We start from the raw sequence: 18,587 nt of genomic DNA, 5'->3' as shown, positions 1-18,587 counted from the left end.
CCACGTCAGACGGTCGTCACACTCCCGGGCCCGGCGGAAGGGGTGGTCCCGGGATCCCGTAAAGTTCACCGGGCACCGCCCCCGTAGCCCAACTGGCAGAGGCAACGGATTCAAAACCCGTCCAGTGTGAGTTCGAATCTCACCGGGGGCACTCGCAGGATGCACAGTGAGCTTGGCCTGGGCATTGTTGTCTTGATGCAGCGTCGCCGATGGCGGCTATCGCGTCCAAATCCCCAGGTAACCTGGCTGTAATGGTCGCTTGGTCATCCTGCTGGCAGTGGACCTTGATCGTGAGCTGCGTCATGGCTAGCAGGCGATGCAGCTGGTCTGCTGGGGCGTGGCGCAGGTTGGCCTTCAGATAGGGCAGGGCGGTTAGCAGGTTCACCTGGGCCGGGTTCGCCTGGCGCGGGTCGTCGGCGTATCCGGTGATTCGGCTTAATGCGTCGAGGAGTGTTTGCGCTCATTGAAGACGTCGTTGTAGCGCTGCCTGAGGCCTTGAATGAAGGGATCGTCGGGGTCTGCGTCTTCTGCTTGACGTAGCAGATTGTCTTGTTTGCGGGCGGTGTCGGCGATCTTCTTCCGGAGCGCTTGCCGTCGGCGTTCGGTGTCCTGTCTTTTGGCGTTCTGGCCGTCGTCTTGGCCTGCCACGAGTAGCTCGTGTCGCTGGGCGCCGAACAGGCGCTCGTTGAAGAAGGCCTCTACTTGCTCGAGGATGAGGTCTTCGCGGATGTAGACAGTGGGCGGGTGACCCTCGTGCTTGTCCGGTCGCCCGCGATTGTTGCCCGCCGGGTGGCAGCGGTAGTAGACGCCGGATTTACGTGCCATGCCCATCATGCGGCGGCCACAGTCACAGGTGACGCGGCTTCGCAGCAGGTAGGTGCGTTTCGCGCGGGGATCCTTCTTCAGTCCGGCACCGTCGCGTGATCCTCGGCGCTGGGTTCTGGTGGCGGTCATCTCGTCGAACATCCACTTGGGAATGAGAGGTTCGTGCACGGGGTCAGTTGACCAGACCCACATTTCCGGCGGATTCTGCCGGTTCCATGCGCCGCGGCTGCGACGGGCCCGCCGGTTGTAGACCTGGTACCCGGTGTATTTCGGGTTCTTCAGGATGTCAGCGACACTGGACGTCGACCACGCGCCCTGCGCTCGGCTCCCTCCGGGTGGCTGTGGTGGTGGATGCTCATCGGTGTCCTGGTTCAGGCGCTCGGCAATCGTGTCGAATCCGAGAGCTTCGTGGTAGCGCCATTTCGCGATCAGGGCCACGGTTTGCGCTCGTTCTCCGTCCGGCTCCAGGCGCGTCTTCGTGATCCCCTTCTCGGCTTTCGCGGGGTTGGGATGACACAGGATCTTCGCGCGGTACCCGTAGGGCCGGTTTACCGATGTTGTAGCCCTCCCGGACGTGAGTGCAGGTGCCGCCCCACGACAACTCGAGCATGTTCAGGACTTCGTACAGCATGCCGACGACGTCTTGCACGTACCACCTGTTGTGGTTTTGACCGAGTTGTATCAACCCTCGAATGGAGGCCTGCAGCTACACCCGACCTCGGTCACGCCTGGGCCGGACAGTAGTGACGCGGTGAAGAAGATCCTCGGGTCTGCCAGCGGCGTTGCACTCGGCGTCAACGAGCTCCGCAACCTCACCGGCACTGGACACGGACCCGGAACACGGCGAGTCGGCCTTCGGCCCCGTCATGCCCAACTCGCCGTCAACGCCGCTCTTACCTGGTGCCAACTCATGCTCGACACCCTGACCGACCCGGACGCCCCTTGGCGATCCCGCCCAACGGTCTGAACGAGACCGTGCACGGAACTTCGGGACATTCGCGCAGACGCCTCCGGACATCGACACGGCGCGCCCGTTTCCACACGATCCGGCCGGTCGTTTGGACCAACTGGCCGAATGTCTTCAAAGGGTCATTTGACGACAGTAACGGATGAAGGCAGGACGCGCAGTCGGCGCAGCCGAGCCCGGGGCGCGAGCAGCGACCAAGCCGTACGTCCACACTTCCGTGTTCGACTTCGGAGTCACCGAGACGCAGAATTTCCCCGCCGGGCGCGCCGACGGGAAGCCCCCAACCCGCAGGGCGCGCCCGGTCTTGAACCACTGGAAACTCGATGTCAGCACCGAGGCGACATCACTGACACGCCCCGGGCTCCCGCAGGGCCAGTTCTACTGACACCGAGCGTCGCCGACGTACTGACACCTGATGTCGTTTCCCGAGTCAGCGAGCTGTCGCCTCGCACGGCGTCCGCCCAAGTCGGTTTCCGACCGGAGACGTCTTGTTCCGGATAATATGGCCTTATCCCGAACAAGATGGCGCGAGACGGCGAGTGGTTGCGCACGCAACAAGATCAGCCAGCGGGGGGTCGGCTTGATCTCTCTACTGATCTTTAACCGAGTAGACGGCGGTGAGCCGGTCAGCAAGTTCTTGGGCGTCGGCTCTGTTGCGGCGGCGTTCCAGGAGCCGGGCTGCCGTCACTACTAGTTCCTGGCGGCGGCCGAATCCCTGCTTCTGCATGATCCGATGGGTGAAGGTGGCTATGGTTTGCGGCGAGACGAGCAACTGTCGCGCGATCTCGTCGTTGCTCATGCCCTCGCCGAGCAGATCGAAGATCTCGCGCTCCCGTTCGGTCAGGTCGAGGAGGCCCTGATTTCTTTTCCTCAGTCTGCCTATCGCCAAGTTCAGCACATCAGGGTTGAGCAGCGTCCCACCTGCGGCCAGCAGGCGGATTGCCTTGAGAAGGTCCTCGGCCCGGGTGTCCTTCAGGAGGAACCCGGCAGCGCCGGCGTTCATCGAGGCGACTACCGCGTCGTCGTCGGCGTAGGAGGTCAGCATCAGGCACGTCGGCGCCGATTCCATAGTTGTTCGAGCGAATCGGCAGACGCTGATCCCGTCCTCGTCGGGGAGGCGGATGTCGAGGATCGCCACATCCGGCCTCGGTCTCGTCAGCGGGAGCCGTGTTCTCGCCTCAGCTGCGGTGGCGGCCTCGCCGACCACGGCCATGTCCGGCTGGCTCTCTATCAGCGCCCGTAGCCCGGTGCGGACAAGTTCATGGTCATCGAGCAGGAAAACCTTCACGACAGCTGTTGTGTCCGCACGCGTGCAGATGCTGGGACCGAAGCTGCTGGCAACCATTTTGGATCCGGCCATTTCGGAGCTGATCTGGCGATCCTGCGCGCTGCGGACGATCTGGAACGCGTCCGAGGCTTGCGGTTCACTCGGTGGAGGCTGGTTCACGATGGTGTCGTGGATGTCCTGGTCCCGGCGCATGGTCTGCCAGCGCTGTTCCCAGTCCAGCGGGTCGCCGCCGCAAGCCACGACAAAGGCCTTCACAGCCGGCCAGGCCGGGACCGTGACACCGGCTGCGGCCTGGGAAAGGACCGTGATCGAGTAGTTGGCCTGTCTGGCCAGGGTCCGGTAGGTGGGCGTGCCAGCGGCGCGGCGCAGTGCGCGGAGTTCCGCAGCGAACTCCGCGACCGGGCCGCGGGTCATGTCGAGAGGCTTCTCACCACGAGGCATACGGGTGTGCCGGTGATCCGGTGTGCTCACAAACCTGTTCGCGAGCACACCGGGCCCGTCGCTAGGTCAGCAGTGACCGCGCTGGCGCTGAGCCAGACCGCGGCCGATTCCTGTGCAGGTCGCGAGCGCCACAGCTGCGGAAACGGCGACCACGACGGACTGCCCCTGAAGGATGAGAACCTCCACAAAACACGCGATCACACCGAAGCTGACCAGCTTGAACGCTTGAGCGGAAGGGAACTTCCAGGCCGCCTCGAACCCGGGTGTGGCGGAGGCGGGCACTCTCGGGCGCCTGCGGGAAACCTGAACCATCACAAGCCTTTCTCTGCACCGGAATGGGCTGCGAACGGCGACGACGAAACAGCACCGTCCGGGAAGTGAGCGCTTCCCGGACGACCTCGTACACACCGCGTTGCTTACCATCGTCCAGCAGAGCACCCTAGCCGCACCAGAGAACGATGTTTTGACTTCGCTCCCGCGTTGTTTTGGTCGGCCCCCACCCCGTTGTTTGGCCAAAAACAGGGCTGGCGCCCCTTTCGCTGGCGACGATCACCGAGCGACACTGGGACACGGACTGGGCCACTCTAACCGGAATGGGCACAGACCTCGACGGGTCTCCTGTGAGCGCGGGAGACCCGCCAAATTTTTGCGCTCGTGCTGTCGCGCCCCGCACAGCTCCAGATGATCTGAACCGGCAATCGTAGCTGTTGGAGGGGTTTGCTGGTGATGGCCAGGCCAGGAACCCGCGAGCTCTCCGCCGTGCTGTGGGAGATCCAGGGACTGTTCAACTACCGCTGCTGATCAGACCCCATAGACCACTGAGGCACTTCACCGGTGAGGACACGATCGGCGGCTAGACACCGGGGGTGATTACGGCGTAATCACCCCCGGCTGTCCGCTACGTACGCCGCGGTGGTCCTACTGCTCGCGTTCGTCTGCGGTGCGATCGTCGGCTTCCTGACCTACCTCGCCGCCAGGGACGTACCCGCCGCGATCCTCGCTGGTCTCGCCGCAGCCGGAGGCGCGATCGTTTTCCTCCACAGAAAAGTCCGTTGACGCTCGCTGAGCTGCTGGTTGATGATCGGTGATCGCGCACTCGCCCCCCCCCGCACGACAAAATCCGGTTCTCACCGCGGCAGTTGGAAGAAGTCGGTGAGGTCGTGAGCGAGCAGCTCGGGTTCTTCATGTGCGGGGAAATGCCCGCCGCGGGGCATTTCCGTGTATCTCGTGATGTTGTAGGTGCGCTCGGCCCAGCTGCGCGGCGGCCGGGTGAGGTCGGCCGGGAACAGTACAAAGGCGGTGGGGACATCGATTCGCTCGACTCTGCGTGTCATGTTCTCGCTGTACTCGTAGTACGGCCGGAACGAGGTCGAGATGGTGTTGGTGAGCCAGTAGAGCGACGCCTGTGTCAGCAGGAAGTCGTCGCTGAACCGCGAGGACAGGTCACCTCCGCAGTCGCTCCACGCACGGTACTTCTCGATCATCCATGCGAGCAGCCCGGTCGGTGAGTCGGCCAGCCCGGAGGCCAAGGTGACGGGTCGGGTGCTCTGCTGGTGCTGATACGCGCCTTCCTTCGCCGACCAGGTCTTCACCGAGTCGAGATAGGCGCGCTCCTGCGTGGTGATGCTCTCGTCGTCGTAGGCGACCGGACTGGCGACGGCACCGAGGTGGATACCCACCAGAGCGTCGGGATGGGCTTCGGCCAGCCGGGAGGTGATGCCCGCGCCCAGGTCTGTGCCGTGCGCACCGTACCTGGCCAGGCCCAGTTCCTCTCGCATGAGCAAGTGCCACAGTTCGTGTGTCTGCAAGGGATCCGTGAGCGAGGGCCGTTGCGGGGAGAAGGCGAATCCCGGCAGCGACGGGACGATGACGACGCTCGGTTCTGTCCATGTCATGGCGCTTACGGTCAGCTTCTCGTTGAAGCACCCCGCGGTGGCGCAGCGGATCTATCCGAGTCGCTTCGACATGGCGCCGAGACGGCAGTCCCGGTCACTGTGTCGCGATGGGCGGGCCCCCAGCACTTTGCCGCCCTTCTAGAGCCACCGATCCATCGGTTGCGCAGCCCGACGCGCATTGAAGGAGCCGGAGGCACTCGCCGAGACGCGCGCTAAGTGATCGACAGTTTGGCTTGCGTAAGATAGTCGGCTAGGTGGTTGCTGAGAGGTTCGATAAGCAGGTCCAGTTGCTCGCGAATCGAGGCGACGTCAGCCTCGGACAGGCTTAGGGGTGGCTGGCGAAGTCGTGCACTCCAACTCGCTGGATCTGGGAAGGCATCCAGGCGATGCACAAGCGGGGCGAGTTCTACACCCGTTCTCAGGGGAGCCACACCCAATACCCGCAGACCGCAGCCAAGCGTGAAGGTTCTGTGACCGATTGTTACCGGCTCGTCGAGGTCAAGCGCAGATGTGGTGGCCTTCGCGTACCCGATGATCCTGCCTCGGTCGCGTGTTGGGTTGTTAAAACATCCGCGTGCGGTGTAGATGAACACCTCATCACCCTTTGAGAGGGCGTCCACCTGACGACGGCGTGCTTCAGGAAAGGCCATGCGTCGTTCGCCGAGCACCCACGCTAGCGCCGCAGCGTCGCTGATCACCACGAGGTACGCGCCAGTCACAGGGAGATTCTAGGCGCAGCACGTACCGCCTGTCATGATCGCGTGGACGTGCTCCAAGTGGAGCAACCGTTGACAGTCTCTCTGCGCGAGTACCCGCAGTCGTTGTGCTGGTGAGTGTTGATCTCAGCGCGTCGTAGCCCCAATGACAGCTTCCACTGGTCGAACTGGATAGGCTTCGCCGGGTCCCGATCGTTGAAGGAGTCTGCCCTCATGCCCGACCTGCTTGTCGCAGCGGCAGTGTCGGAAGCCGTGGAAAACGCCTCCGCTGTCCGTCCGCTCGGATCACGCGGTTCCCGTGGCGAGGTGGCCGAGGGCGGACCGGCTGAACTGACGCCCACGGCTACAGCGGTGCTGGCAGCCATTCCTGCCTGGTGGAGGGCTCAAGCATCCGCTGCCGGACTGACAGGCCGCTGGCTGGACGTTGAGGAGGCCGTGGATGCGAGCCCCCCGGTCGAGGTACCGCTTGATCCTCCGCTGGGTGACTCGTGGGGGTCGCTGACTCCAGAGCAGGTCGGGGCCGCGTATGTAGAGGCCCTGACCTCCGCAACTAGAGCTCGTCACGGACGTCACTACACGCCGCCAGAGCTGGCGGCCCATCTATGGAGCATGGCCCGCAAGTCTCTTGACCTTCCGCCGGCCAATCAGGCTCTCCCTGGTCTGGTGCGCGACCCCGCCTGCGGAGCAGGTGCCCTACTGCTCCCGCCGCTGCGTGAGCACCTACACGCTTCCTTCGACGTGGACCCGGCGCTGACTCTCGCTGGCTTGCCGAGCCTGATCGGGGGTGTCGACACCGACCCTGCCGCCATCTGGGTAGCAAACGTCGTGCTTGCGGCCGAGTTGCTGCCAACACTCGCGAGGGTTCCCGAGGGTCGTCGGAAATCATTGCCGGCGCTGGCTCAGGTAGGCGATGGCCTCGAGGTTCCTGAGCAGGAAGCTCGCGTAGTCGTGATGAATCCGCCGTATGGACGCGTTCGCCTGTCAACAACGGAGCGCGAACGGTATGCCCATGTCCTGTACGGGCACGCTAACCTCTATGGTCTCTTCATGGCTGCGGCAGTCGAATCGCTCGACGCCAAGGGGGTGCTGGCAGCTCTGGTACCGACCAGCTTCACCAGCGGTCGATATTTCTCCAACCTGCGGACTCACCTCGGACGGAATGCCTCCATGAGTGCGGTGACTTTCGTCGAAGATCGCAGTGGCGTCTTCACTTCTGTACTACAGGAGACGTGCCTTGCCACCTTTGAGCGGCGAAAGAGGCAAAAGACACGCATTACCAGCATGGGTAGCACTGAAACCACCATCGCAACGGTGAAGGTGCAAAAGACCGGTGATCCTTGGGTCTTGCCTCGCCGCTCGGATGACGCCCCGATCGCTGCCGCCGGGTCGGCGATGACGGACTCTCTCGCGTCGCTAGGTTGGCGGGCCTCAACCGGCCCTCTTGTGTGGAACCGCCGAACCAAGGATCTTCACGCGAAGTGGGGTGCCACTCGCTCCCACGTCATTTGGGCAGCTGACCTTGACGGCGGCGAACTGCACCGCGACCCGGCTCGCGATTCGATGCGTTACCTGGCTCTTACCGCCGCCTCTGATCTGAAGGTCATGGTTTTGGACAAGCCAGCCGTGCTGGTCCAACGCACGACCGCTCCCGAACAGTCACGTAGGCTCGTTGCTGCGTACCTGAGCACGGAAGCATTGGAAGCTCGCCACGGTCGAGTGACGGTTGAGAACCACGTCAATGTCCTCCGCCCTACGGTGCCCGATCCTGTACTCACCCCTGAGGCCCTCACCCGCGTGCTAGCAACGAAGACAATGGACCAGGTGGTGCGCAGCATCTCAGGCTCCGTCGCCCTTAGTGCCTACGAGTTGGAATCGATCCCCCTCCCGCGTCCGAACATAGTTCGCACGTGGAACGGCTTAGTGGGTACCGCGCTCGAAGCAGCCATCTCTGCTGCCTATCGACCCGAGGGGAGCTGACGTGCGCGAGCCCATCAGTCCCGATGAAGCCGAGCGCCGACTTCAGGTGATCTTTCCGAGGGCTGCCTTCGACTCTGTGCTGTCCTCGCCTCTCGCAGGCATGGCAGTTGCCGCCTGCATCCATGTAGATGCGGTCTGTAGTTCGAGCGACGACCCTGACATTGTCGAGTGGGCCCGGCCGTCCACGGTCGTGTGGATGTCAAGCGAAGCGCTGTCGCGCACCTCTGACGCCGACCGACTCGCCTGGCGTACTGCTGCTGCGAAGGGCAGTAAGCAGGTTGAGGACCTCCATACTCACTGGGGAGTGCCCTTCCAGCCCAAATATAAGGACAACTCACGCGAGACGCTGCGCGATGAGACGTTCCGCAAGTGGCGCGAACATGGCGCGCTCCGGATGCGTCCTGGGCTTCCCACGTCCAGCAGTAAGCCTCGATGGGCATTGCTGAATGACTTTGCTGACTTGTTCAACCCCAGTCTTACTGAGGAAGACTTCGAACAATCGGCGGATGAGTGGCGCGAGAAACACCTGGACCCCGGCACGCGGCTGCGAGCGATTCACGCGCTTGACACCGAGACGGCCGCGCACGCAGTAACAGTCACCCTGCCGAACAACACAACCCGAACACTAGAGCCAGGTCACTCCTCGAAGATCATCAAAGGCGTCATCGAAACCTGGGCACCAGCTCGGCTCGTGCAACCTGTCGTCCTCACGATCTCCGAGCCCGGCGACAAGGTCCACATTGGCGATGAGCGGACGCTGCGCGCGCTCGGCATCAACATCGATCTCGCCAATGTCCTGCCCGACGCCGTCATCGCCGACATCGGCGCAGATCCGGTTCACTTCTGGATCATTGAAGCCGTCGCGTCTGATGGTCCCGTCTCCGAGGAACGCCGCAAGGCACTACTCGCCTGGGCAGCCCAACAAAACATTAAAGCCGAGCGTTGCTCCTTTCTGACGGCATTTCTCTCTCGGAACCATGCTGCCGCCAAGAAGCGTTTGAAAGACATCGCCTCTGGAACCTGGGCTTGGTTTGCGGATGAGCCTGGCCACGAACTTGCCTGGTACAAGGTGGTACCGACCTCTGACGGCCTCTAAAATCGGAGGAAGAAACTACCTGGAAGTGCGAACCTTTCAGTATGAGTCGGGATGCGCCCAGTTGGGATGACCTCTGCCGGAGGCTAGTCGCCGAGCGGTTCAGTGCGGCGGGCATCGCAACTCTGGGTCACGCCATTGACCAGGCCGAACGGGGTGCTAGGAAAGGCGTGGCCAAGCCGACAGTTCGAGCGCAAGGGCTGGTGGCCAGCCGAATTCAACCTGCTCGCGTTCCATGCCGCGGCTTTCCACGCTTCCTAGAACAGGTCGCGTAACAGCCCCACCCCACCGCTTCGAGTGGTTTCCAGCCCGGCGGCGTGGAGCCGGTCGGGTTCCTGTTCACGGTGTTCGCCGTACCGTTCGACGATCGGCGTGAGGGCATCGACCTGCCCGTCGAGTCGTCCGGCGAGCATCGAACACGTGTGTTCGACGTCGGGTTCGTCGCCGTGGCCGCGGCCGACCTCCCGGAACGCCTCGGCCAGGGTGTTCAGCGACGTGTGCAGGAGGCCGAGGTAGGTCGCGAGATGCATGGCTCAGTCCCCCACCTTGGTGACCCGGACAGCGCTGAGCTTGAACAACGGCTGTTTGGACACCGGATCCCATTCGGTCATCGTCACTTCGTTCGCGGCACGCGTGTGGCCGCCGTCGCCGACATCCCAGTAGCCGTAGTGAAACGGCAGGAACACCACTCCGGGACGAACGCGGCCGATCCTCGCCGGCACTTCGACCGCGCCGCGCGCGGACTCGACGCGCACGAGAGCGCCGTCCGTCACCCCGAGGTCGGCGGCATCGGCGGCGGACAGTTCCGCCCACGGTTCCGGTGCCGCTCGACGCAGCTTCGGCGCGCGGCCCGTTTTCGTGCGGGTGTGAAAGTGATAGACGGTCCGTCCGGTCGTGCAAACGAACGGATAGTGCTCGTCCGGCTCTTCCGGTGGCAGCGTGTACTCCGCCGTCTTGAGGAATGCCCGGCCTTCCGGACGCTGAGCACGGTACTTCTCGGGCGAGACGGTGCCGCCGGTGAGCAGGTCGTGGCCGAAGTCCTCGCAGACGTCCGGATCCGTGGAGAACACGCCGTCGGTGTAGAGCCGCTCGGTGCCGTCCGGATGGTCAGTGTCGCAAGGCCACTGGATTCCGCTGCCGCCGCGGAGTTTCTCGTAGGACAGTCCGCTGTAGTCGCACAGTCTGCCCCGGCTGCACTCCTGCCAGGCCCGGAACGCCTCCTCTGGATTCCGCCACGGGATCAACGGATCGCCGTCGCGGTCCCGGAAGTCCATCCGCCGCGCGTAGTCGAGGAAGATGTCCAGGTCCGCGCGTGCCTCTCCAGGCGGCTCGACCGCTTTGTCCGAAAGATGCACCGTGCGGTTGACGTTGGTGAACGTTCCCTGCTTCTCGCCCCAGAGAGCGGCGGGCAGGACGACGTCGGCGAATTCGGCCGTCTCCGTACGGAAACCGTCCTGTACCACGACGAAAAGGTCCTCTTTGCCCAGGATCTCCCGGATACGTGGCAGTTCGGGCATGGAGACCGCGGGATTGGTGGCGGAGATCCACAGGAACCGGATCGAGCCCTGTTCGGCGTACCGCCAGATCTGCATCGCGTGGGTGGGCGGCGACCAATGCGGGATGGTCATCAGGTCGACGTTCCACAGTTCGGCCAGCTGCCGGATGTGCTCGGGGTTGTCCCAGTTCCGGAACCCAGGCAGGTCTCCGTCGGCACCGCACTCGCGGGTGTTCTGGGCAGTGGGCTGACCGTTCATCTGGAGCACGCCGCAACCGGGCCGCCCGATCATCCCGCGCAGCAGATGCAGGTTGTTGACCTGGCAGGACGCCGCGGTCGCTTGGTGGGATTGGTAGAACCCCTGCAAAACAGTGGAAAGCACGCACCGGGTGGTACCGAAGATCTCCGCGGCCCGCACTAGGGCGGCGGGGTCGACCCCGCACACCTCGGCCACGTGCCCGGGCGTGTACGGCTCGACCGTCGCTTCGAGTTCGGCGAAGCCGAGGGTGTGCGCGGTGACGTAGTCCTCGTCGATCCACTTGTTGACGATCAGTTCGCGGAGCAGGCCGTTCATCAGTGCCTGATTCGTGCCGGGAAGCGGGTCCAGGTGCACCCCGCCGGATTCTTCCGCGGCCGCGGCCACCTCCGTCCGGCGCGGGTCGACGGCGACGACGACCGGCGGCTCGGGCCCGGCCAGCCGGTCCAGCACCCGCGACCACAGCACGGTCTGCGTCGAGGCCATGTTGTGCCCGAACAGGAAAAGTGCGTCACAGTGGTCGATATCGGCGTACGTGCCGGGTTGGCCGTCGGAGCCGAAGCTCTCTTTCATCGCCGCCGCCGCTGTCGCCGTGCACAGCCTGGTGTTGCCGTCCATATGCGGCGTACCGAGACCGGCCTTCCCGATGACCCCGAGCGTGTAGTACTCCTCGAGGAACAGCTGCCCGCTGGTGTAGAAACCGTGCGACAGCGGCCCCGTATCCGCCAGCAGATCCTTCGAACGCCGCACGATCAGGTCCATCGCGGTGTCCCAATCGGACTCAACCAGCTCGCCGTCACGACGGATCAGCGGCCGGGTCAAGCGATCCTCGCCATTCCACTGCCATGATCCGTAGAGGCCTTTGGGACCCATCCGCCCATGGTTGACCAGATCGTCCCCGCGACCGTGGACACCGACCATACGCCCGTCCTTGACGGCGATGTCGCAGGCGCACCCGTTGCTGCACAGCACACAGGCCGACTGGACCCAGGCATCCACATCGGACTCTTCCAACCCCTGCGCGAGATGGAGATCCACTCGCCGCGGCCAATCCGTGTCACGCGAGTACGGGGTCCGCGTTCCCCAAACCTGTTCGATCCGATCGGCCATGCTCGCGCCATACCCGCTCTTGAATCCGCACAAACATCAGATCCCGTCACTTGCCGGGGTCGTGCCCCCAGTTCATCAGGGAGTAGCGCCATCGGGTATTCCGGATGTCACCGGCGGGGCGCTGCGCGAGGTGCCGGTGAACATAGCCGACGACTTTCCGCATGTGCTTCTCGTCGTCCACCGTCAGATCGGCCTTTTTCTTGCGGAGCAACGTGACGATGCGCCGACCGGATTCGTGACCGGCCGACTCGCCGTCGCCGGCCTGCTGGCCGAAACGCCTTCCCAGACCATCTCCTTCTCCACTTGGGGCACCTGGCCGTGCTAGTCCGGGTCACCCGACGTCCAGCACCGTTTTGAGCCAGCCCTCCTCGCGACGATCGAAAGTCTTGTAGGCGTCGATCGCCGAGGCGGGCTTCTCGTGCTGTGTGATGAAGGGCTTCGGATCGACGCCACCTGAGGCCACGAGCTGAAGCAGCTTTGGCACATAGCGCCTGTGGTTGCAGTTTCCCATGTGGACGGTGAGGTTCTTGTTCATCGCCGCGCCGAACGGGAACCGGTCGAATCCCGGCGGATAGACACCGATCACCCCGATCGTCCCGGCCTTCGCGACCGCTTCCACGGCCCAGCGCGCGGCCAGACTGGGCGCCTCACCCGGCACCCACAGGTCGCCGTCCGGAGCGGACTCAGGCGCCGCGAGCTCCTGCTCCGATTCGAGATCCTTCCCCTGCCCGGAGGCGGGGCCGCGCGCTGGTCGCTGAGCGTCGACGCCGACCGCGTCGATCACCCGGTCCACTCCGATCCCCCCGGTCAGTTCCTTCACGAGGGCGATCGGGTCCTCGGCGTTGAAGTCGATCGTTTCCGCGTTCTGGCCACGAGCCAGATTCAACCGGGAAGCGATCCCGTCGACGACGAAGACCCTGCCCGCACCCTGCCGTTTCGCGGACGCGATCGCGAACTGCCCCACCGCGCCGGCACCGAGCACGAGCACGCTGTCCCCGGTGCCGACCTCCGCCAGGCGGGCACCGAACCATGCGGTCGGAAAGATGTCGGAGACCAGAATGGCATCGTCGTCGCTCATCCCGTCCGGAACCGGCACGAGCGTGGTCATCGCGAACGGGATCCGCGCGTACTCCGCCTGAAGCCCATCGACCGGACCGGTCGTCTCAGGACCACCGAAGAAGGACGTGCCCGCCCCCGGGCCGTGGGGATTCGCGGTGTCGCACTGCGCGTAATAGCCCGCGCGGCAATACGAACAGGTACCGCACCCGATCGTGGACGTCACCACCACGCGGTCGCCCGGAGTGAGCCCTCGGACAGCCGGGCCGACCTCCTCGACCACGCCGACAGCCTCGTGGCCCACGATCGTGCCCGGCACCATTCCCGGCATGGTCCCCCGTACCAAATGCAGATCCGTACCGCAGATCGCGCTCCGGGTGATCCGGATGATCGCGTCGCTCGGCTCGAGGATCTTGGGATCGGGCACCTCGTCGAGCCGGATGTCGCCGACGTCGTGCCACACCACTGCCTTCATGTCGCGTTCGCCTCCTCGGTTTCGCCCTGTCCACAGTGGTTAGCCGGTCAGAGGCGGGACGAAACCGGGCGAACGGCTTTCGAGCGGCCCGCTCGGGACCGAAGCCGCGAGCACCTCGTGGTCCTCCAGCTCCAGTAGTGCCTTCGTGACGTGCACGGCCAGAATGGGCTGGTACTTCTGAACGAGGGGCAACAGCGCTTGGCTCAGCCGCGCCTTTCGCTGCGGCGGGTTCAACTCGACGAGCTCTTCGATGGATATGACTTTTTCACTCGCTGATGCCGGCCGACCTCGACGGCTCGATCCCCCGATGGTGCTGTCCGCTGGTTTCGACCGGACTTGGCGGGGTATCAGGAGGCGAACGAAAAACAGACCAGCCTCAAGGAGCCGCTTGATGAGCACGATCACCAAGTCCGTTGACGTCGAGGCGCCGGTCAGCGATGTCTACAACCAATGGACCCAGTTCGCCGAATTCCCTCGCTTCATGGAAGGCGTGGACCGGATCGAGCAGCGCGACGACACCCACACGCACTGGACCATCACCGTGGCCGGCGTCTCCAGGGAATTCGACGCCACCATCACCGAGCAGCACCCGGACGAACGCGTCGCGTGGAAGTCCGACGACGGCCCGACCCACGCGGGCGTCGTCACCGTGCACCGCCTTGACGAGCACAACACCCGGGTCACCGTCCAGATGGACATTGATCCCGAAGGGTTCGTGGAGAACGTCGCCGACAAGCTCGGCATCCTCGACCGCCGTGTTCAAGGTGACCTCGACCGCTTCAAGACCTTCCTCGAAAACCGCGGCGGTTCGGAGACCGGCGCGTGGCGCGGCGACGTGGACCGCCCTGGGCAGTCCTAACCCTCTTATTTCAGACCACCTCACCCGCACGAGGGTCGTTGCCCGACCAAGGGTGAGGAGGACGGCCGCTTCTCCCGACCCAGGCCGTTTGCACGCGATGTGGCCGACCCGTCCGTATGGAGGGGTCGGCCACATTCTTCCGGTTGCCACGACCCGGCCGGTGAAATCCGTGCTTGCCCGGTGAGGACGGAAATCGGCGTGTCGCAAGTCAGTGACGATGCAGGGCATAAAGGTTTGTCAGTGTGCGCACAGGGCATTCGCACATCATGCGAGCGTGGTGGAAGCGGCTGGCCACACAGCCCCAGGGCTGGACGATCCTCTACCTGGGCGACCATGCTGTCCTGGAAAAAATCATCGGGGCGGCGTTTTCACGTGGTTTCGGGGCGGTCGAGATTCCTCACCCCGCACTGGTCTGCGCGGTCGCCGACCACGACGTACTCAGTGGCCGCGGCTGCCGGGCCGACACCTCGCAACTCCGGCGGGTCCGGGAACTGAACATTCCGTGCCTGGATCCCGAACAGGCGCTCGCCTGGCTCGCCGAGCTCGACAAGACAGATCACCTCGCCTCAGCGTGAGGTCCAGCCGGTTGATCGCTTCCCACGGCCCACCGAGGTAACGCCAGATCGCCAGCCCGGTCGCTGCCATCGGTTGCGCAGATCACGATGCACGGCCACCAGCCCGGGCCAGTCGATCGCGAGCGCGACTCCGCGCCCCAGGGAACGGGTGCGGCACAGTCCACGCTGACCGCGTCCAGATTTTCCCCGGGAAGAGCATAAAAGGGTGATGTGCGCCCCACCCTGAGCCGGTCCGGCGAAAACCAGGTACGGCGCAACCGGTCCCAGTACTCCTGAGTGATCCGACAGCACGAAAGGGCCTCGGCTTCGGCCGTTCTCGACGCGTAACGCCGTTCGGCGTAGGCGAGGTCGTCTCGACAGAGCCTGGCGGACGCAGAACCGGCGCGATCCTGCTGATCACGCCTATGGTCACAGGTTACGCCGATTGGGTACCCCAACGACAAGGGCTGCACGACTACGTTGCGAGACTCAAGACAGGAGGCTCGATGAATACCGCCGACAAAGTAGAAAACAGGGAGGGCGGACTGGCCGCGGTGCTGAGCCAGATCGCGCGCGCTCTGCAGGCAGAACCCGACGTCGAGACGACCCTGGCCGCGATCGTGAAGGCCACGATCGATCATATCGACGGTGCCGAGCACGCCGGGATCTCCCTGGTCGAGCGCCAGGGCAAGATCCGCACAGTCGCACCATCCAGCGAGTCCGTCGTGGAGATCGATCAGGCACAGTACCGCACCGGTCAAGGCCCTTGCGTAGACGCGATCAGCGAACACGAGATCTATCGCACCGGCGACCTCGCCGACGAGGACCGCTGGCCCGACTTCACCCCCGCCGCCGTCCGGGCCGGGGCCCGGTCGATGCTGTCCTATCGGTTGTTCGTCACCGACACCACTCTCGGCGCCCTGAACATCTACTCGACCCGGCTCTTCGCGTTCAGCAAGCAGACCGAACTGGACGGGCGTATGTTCGCCACCCATGCCGCGATCGCGCTCGTCGGCGCCCAGAAAGAGGCCCACCTGCACCAGGCGATCGAGCACCGCGACACCATCGGCATGGCCAAAGGCATCCTCATGCAACGTCACGACATCGACCACGCCCGCGCGTTCAGCATGCTCGTCGAAGCCTCCCAGCACAGCAACCTCAAACTCCACGACATCGCCGCCTGGCTCGTCGAACACCGCCACGCGATCTGAACCAAGCGGGAAAGAACGCATATTTGCCGACGCCCGTGGGTAGCTGAAACGTGGCGGGCGGGCCATTCAGCAGTGAGTGGCCCGCCCGCCGTTCAGCAGGTCGCGACTCTCGTAGCCTTTCCATGTAGTCACGAAGCCACAGATCCTCTCCGACGTCACACCGGGCGGACCCTGCCGCGGCGGTCAAGCCGACCGGCGGTATCGGAGTCGTGGGCGTCTACGTCCCGGAGGATCCCGGCGCGGAAAGCGAACTGGCGAGGAACGGCAAGCTGGCCTTCGGCTACGGCACGTTCTTCTTCAAAGGACAGTCCATGGGCACCGGTCGATGCAACACCAAGCAGTACAACGCGCGGCTGCGGGACCTGATCACCGAAGGCATCGCCACACCCGGATCTCTGGTTTCCCACGAGTTGGAGCTCGACCAGGCCGCGGAAGGCTACGAACACTTCGACAAGCGGCACGACGGCTGGACGAAGGTCGTCTTGCATCCTTGAACCACCCCTCAGCCCCGGGCTCGGCCCGCTCGTTTGTTTGTCAAGGAAAGCCAGGGGTACTCGCGGAGCATGTCGGATGTTTCCGCCCGGCCCCGCCGGGACGCGGATCGATTCCTGAGCATCTACCTCAATGACCAGCTCGCCATGGGCATCGCCTGGCGCGAGCTCGCCCGTAGGTCCTCGAAGGCGAACCAAGGTACCGAAACCGGTGTCGCGCTGGCTCAGGTCGCCTCTGCCATCGCGGAAGACGTGGAAACCTTCCAGCGCGTCATGCGCAGGCTCGGATTCCGGCGCAATCCGGTCAAGACCGTGTTGGCAGCGGCGGCAGAGCGCGTCGGACGGTTCAAACCCAATGGGCGGCTGACGAACTATTCCTCCTTGAGTCGTTTCGAAGAACTCGAACTCCTGATCATGGGTATCGAGAGCAAGAAACAACTATGGGAAACGCTGGGCCGGCTCGCCGGGCTCGGTTCGCGACTGCCGGATATCGACTTCACCCGGCTCGCTGAGCGTGCGAGAGAGCAGCGTGCCCTCCTTGAGCCCCACCGCGTCCGCGCCGGGAGCGAGGCCTTCTCGGCGTGACTCGATCCCAAGCCGACCGGATCACCCGGTAGCGCGCCATCGGTGATTTCACGAAAGGTTTCGCGCCGATCACACCGGGGAATCCGGCGATCCCGGAGTCGGCTAGCCATCGACCGGGCAAACCACCAGTCCCAATCGGAAGGTCGGTAGCCGTGTGTCGACAAAGGCCTATTCGGATCGCATCCGTACCGAGTGGACATGTGTACGTTCGTCACCTCGCGGACCCCGATCACGAGGACGGGGTCGTCCGTCTGGCCGATCCGCTGCCTTGCGGCGCTCCAAGTACTTCCGTTCGGTGGTGGCCGCCGGTGATGCTCGATCCACAATGGATCGACGAGAACCACCACGCGTTCGATGTATTCCATCTGCACTTCGGCTTCGACACCCACGGCCCGGAAAGCCTGGCGGCCATCGTGTCCGCTTTGCGGCGCCGGCGCAAGCCTTTGGTGTTCACGGTGCACGATCTGCACAACCCGCACCAACCGGACACCATGGCGCATCAGGCACAGTTGGACGTACTCGTACCGGCAGCCGACGCACTGGTCACTCTGACGCCCGGTGCCGCGAAGCTCATCGCGGCCCGCTGGGGCCGCCCGGCACTGGTGATACCCCATCCTCACGTGGTCGCCGCGGACGACATCCCCGCCCGGCGGCCGCGTCCGTTCACCGTCGGACTGCACGCGAAGAGTCTCCGGCCGAACATGGCGCCGCTGCCGGTGCTGGAGGTGCTGACCGAAGTCGTCGCCGAGTGGCCGGACGCCAGACTTCGGGTGGACATCCACACCGAAATCGTCGAACCCGGACCGAAACACGTCCCGGAAACGGTCGCCGCGCTGCGCGAAGCCCAGGACGCCGGTCTGCTCACTCTGCACGTGCACGATTTCTTCTCCGACGAGGAGTTGTGGCGCTACCTCACCGATCTGGATCTTTCGGTGCTGCCGTACACGTTCGGCACCCATTCGGGCTGGCTGGAGGCATGCCACGATCTCGGGACGACGGTCGCGACTTCCACCTGCGGCTTCTATGACCAGCAGCAACCCTGCTTGACCTACCGGCACGATCAGTCCGGTTTGGACACCGAGGCGCTGGCCGACGCCGTCCGGTACGCCTACCACAAGCGGCCGTCCTGGCAGGCCGACCCCGGCGAGCGCCGTCGGCAACGACGGCGGATCGCCCACGCGCACCGTGCTCTGTACGAGCGTGTGCTCACACGAAACGAGAAGACGCGATGGTGAGTGCACCGCCCGGCCGGCTCGCGACACGACGGCCACCGGTGCCCGGGCGCGATGATGA

Annotated in this window: 18 protein-coding genes, 1 tRNA gene and 2 pseudogenes; 11 read left to right on the top strand and 10 right to left on the bottom strand. The window is 64.5% G+C overall.

The features are described 5' to 3' along the window. Positions 1-77 precede the first annotated feature (77 nt). Positions 78-151 (top strand) — tRNA-Leu (locus tag CFP71_RS07185). Positions 152-435: 284 nt separating this feature from the next. Here CFP71_RS07185 and CFP71_RS07180 read toward each other — a convergent pair. Further along, the gene (locus CFP71_RS07180) at positions 436-1,293 is read right to left on the bottom strand and encodes a recombinase family protein (protein WP_279629211.1); all 858 of its coding nucleotides are present in this window, start codon (positions 1,291-1,293) and stop codon (positions 436-438) included. A gap of 106 nt (positions 1,294-1,399) precedes the next feature. Here CFP71_RS07180 and CFP71_RS44860 point away from each other — a divergent pair, with 106 nt between their 5' ends. Beyond that, a complete protein-coding gene (locus CFP71_RS44860) occupies positions 1,400-1,792 on the top strand; it encodes an abortive infection family protein (protein ID WP_093933036.1) in 393 nt (130 codons plus the stop codon). Between the two features lie 589 nt (positions 1,793-2,381). On the opposite strand, the gene CFP71_RS07170 is transcribed toward CFP71_RS44860, so the two are convergent. Then, positions 2,382-3,494: a response regulator gene (locus CFP71_RS07170; protein ID WP_208635897.1), complete on the bottom strand. Its 1,113-nt coding sequence runs from the start codon at positions 3,492-3,494 to the stop codon at positions 2,382-2,384. Positions 3,495-3,587: 93 nt separating this feature from the next. Continuing rightward, entirely contained in the window at positions 3,588-3,803 is a 216-nt protein-coding gene (locus CFP71_RS44600; RefSeq protein ID WP_093933034.1) for a hypothetical protein, read from the bottom strand. A 630-nt stretch (positions 3,804-4,433) separates the two neighbouring features. Between CFP71_RS44600 and CFP71_RS44055 the strand changes: the two genes are divergently transcribed. After that, complete coding sequence (locus tag CFP71_RS44055; RefSeq protein WP_167406028.1) at positions 4,434-4,577, top strand: hypothetical protein; 144 nt, start codon at positions 4,434-4,436, stop codon at positions 4,575-4,577. 71 nt (positions 4,578-4,648) lie between these two features. On the opposite strand, the gene CFP71_RS07160 is transcribed toward CFP71_RS44055, so the two are convergent. Both CFP71_RS07160 and CFP71_RS07155 read right to left on the bottom strand, forming a co-directional pair. After that, a complete protein-coding gene (locus CFP71_RS07160; protein ID WP_244199588.1) occupies positions 4,649-5,416 on the bottom strand; it encodes an alpha/beta fold hydrolase in 768 nt (255 codons plus the stop codon). Positions 5,417-5,628: 212 nt separating this feature from the next. Next, the gene (locus CFP71_RS07155; protein ID WP_093933033.1) at positions 5,629-6,135 is read right to left on the bottom strand and encodes a hypothetical protein; all 507 of its coding nucleotides are present in this window, start codon (positions 6,133-6,135) and stop codon (positions 5,629-5,631) included. Positions 6,136-6,345: 210 nt separating this feature from the next. Here CFP71_RS07155 and CFP71_RS07150 point away from each other — a divergent pair, with 210 nt between their 5' ends. Further along, positions 6,346-8,109, top strand: coding sequence for an Eco57I restriction-modification methylase domain-containing protein (locus CFP71_RS07150; protein WP_093933032.1), 1,764 nt, complete (start codon positions 6,346-6,348; stop codon positions 8,107-8,109). Position 8,110: 1 nt separating this feature from the next. Further along, complete coding sequence (locus tag CFP71_RS07145) at positions 8,111-9,205, top strand: BsuBI/PstI family type II restriction endonuclease (RefSeq protein WP_093933031.1); 1,095 nt, start codon at positions 8,111-8,113, stop codon at positions 9,203-9,205. A gap of 260 nt (positions 9,206-9,465) precedes the next feature. Here CFP71_RS07145 and CFP71_RS07140 read toward each other — a convergent pair. The 5 genes and pseudogenes from CFP71_RS07140 to CFP71_RS44050 all read right to left on the bottom strand — a co-directional run. Then, positions 9,466-9,732 (bottom strand): annotated as a pseudogene (locus tag CFP71_RS07140) (hypothetical protein); the annotation flags it as partial. A 3-nt stretch (positions 9,733-9,735) separates the two neighbouring features. Then, positions 9,736-12,063, bottom strand: a complete 2,328-nt coding sequence (locus CFP71_RS07135) for a molybdopterin oxidoreductase family protein (RefSeq protein WP_093933030.1) — start codon at positions 12,061-12,063, stop codon at positions 9,736-9,738. A gap of 46 nt (positions 12,064-12,109) precedes the next feature. Continuing rightward, positions 12,110-12,319, bottom strand: a pseudogene (locus CFP71_RS07130) (DUF3140 domain-containing protein); the annotation flags it as partial. 75 nt (positions 12,320-12,394) lie between these two features. Next, complete coding sequence (locus CFP71_RS07125) at positions 12,395-13,594, bottom strand: zinc-dependent alcohol dehydrogenase (RefSeq protein WP_093933028.1); 1,200 nt, start codon at positions 13,592-13,594, stop codon at positions 12,395-12,397. Between the two features lie 39 nt (positions 13,595-13,633). Further along, on the bottom strand, positions 13,634-13,786 hold the full coding sequence (locus tag CFP71_RS44050) for a hypothetical protein (RefSeq protein ID WP_167406027.1): 153 nt from the start codon (positions 13,784-13,786) through the stop codon (positions 13,634-13,636). Between the two features lie 199 nt (positions 13,787-13,985). On the opposite strand from CFP71_RS44050, the gene CFP71_RS07115 reads away from it, so the two are divergent. The 6 genes from CFP71_RS07115 (at position 13,986) to CFP71_RS07090 (ending at position 18,529) form a co-directional block, all read left to right on the top strand. Further along, complete coding sequence (locus tag CFP71_RS07115) at positions 13,986-14,453, top strand: SRPBCC family protein (RefSeq protein WP_093933026.1); 468 nt, start codon at positions 13,986-13,988, stop codon at positions 14,451-14,453. 242 nt (positions 14,454-14,695) lie between these two features. Continuing rightward, positions 14,696-15,028, top strand: a complete 333-nt coding sequence (locus CFP71_RS44045; RefSeq protein WP_093933025.1) for a hypothetical protein — start codon at positions 14,696-14,698, stop codon at positions 15,026-15,028. A 485-nt stretch (positions 15,029-15,513) separates the two neighbouring features. Next, complete coding sequence (locus tag CFP71_RS07105; protein ID WP_093933024.1) at positions 15,514-16,218, top strand: GAF and ANTAR domain-containing protein; 705 nt, start codon at positions 15,514-15,516, stop codon at positions 16,216-16,218. Positions 16,219-16,427: 209 nt separating this feature from the next. After that, entirely contained in the window at positions 16,428-16,712 is a 285-nt protein-coding gene (locus CFP71_RS07100) for an MDR/zinc-dependent alcohol dehydrogenase-like family protein (protein WP_425266608.1), read from the top strand. Between the two features lie 69 nt (positions 16,713-16,781). Further along, positions 16,782-17,294, top strand: coding sequence for a hypothetical protein (locus CFP71_RS07095; RefSeq protein ID WP_093933023.1), 513 nt, complete (start codon positions 16,782-16,784; stop codon positions 17,292-17,294). Between the two features lie 152 nt (positions 17,295-17,446). Beyond that, complete coding sequence (locus CFP71_RS07090; protein ID WP_244199587.1) at positions 17,447-18,529, top strand: glycosyltransferase; 1,083 nt, start codon at positions 17,447-17,449, stop codon at positions 18,527-18,529. The last annotated feature ends 58 nt before the right edge of the window (positions 18,530-18,587 follow it).

The sequence above is a fragment of the Amycolatopsis thailandensis genome (assembly GCF_002234405.1).
In the GTDB taxonomy this organism is placed as follows: Bacteria; Actinomycetota; Actinomycetes; order Mycobacteriales; family Pseudonocardiaceae; genus Amycolatopsis; species Amycolatopsis thailandensis.
The sequence above is the reverse complement of the archived record's forward strand: the minus strand, read 5'-3'. Positions and strand labels throughout refer to the sequence as shown.